1 protein-coding gene is annotated in these 502 nt (G+C 73.1%); it reads left to right on the top strand.

Annotated features, from left to right (window positions below):
• The coding region (locus tag ACFP3U_RS37100) for a CurL C-terminal domain-containing protein (RefSeq protein ID WP_380230172.1) at positions 1-502 on the top strand (502 nt) is incomplete at both ends.

Genomic DNA, 502 nt, shown 5'->3' with positions numbered 1-502 from the left:
CAGCAGGACTGGCCCGAACTCGACCGCCCGCGCCGCTCCGCCGTCTCCTCCTTCGGTATCAGCGGCACCAACGCGCACGTCATCCTGGAGGCCGCGCCCGAGGAGCCGGTCGCCGCAACCGAGGAGCCGGTGGCGGGGGCGCCCGAGGTCGTGGCCGACGGTGCGGTGCCGTGGGTGCTGTCCGCCCGGAGCGAGGCGGCACTCGGCGAGCAGGCCGCGCGTCTGCTGGAGCGGATCACCGAGGGTGCCGAACTCGACCTGCACGATGTCGCGTTCACCCTCGCGAACGGTCGCGCCCTGCTCGACCACCGGGCCGTGGTGGTCGGCGAGGGTCCGGGCGAACTCGCCGAGCGGCTACGCGAGTTCACCGCCACCGGTTCGTCTGCCGGGGTGATCGCCGGCCGGGTCGGGCCGGGTGCGGCGAACGGTGCCGTGTTCGTGTTCCCGGGTCAGGGTTCGCAGTGGATCGGTATGGCGCGTGAACTCCTGGACTTCTCACCGG

The sequence above is a fragment of the Kitasatospora misakiensis genome (assembly GCF_042656005.1).
GTDB classification, from domain to species: Bacteria; Actinomycetota; Actinomycetes; order Streptomycetales; family Streptomycetaceae; genus Kitasatospora; species Kitasatospora misakiensis.
This window is presented reverse-complemented; position numbering and strand designations above follow the sequence as displayed.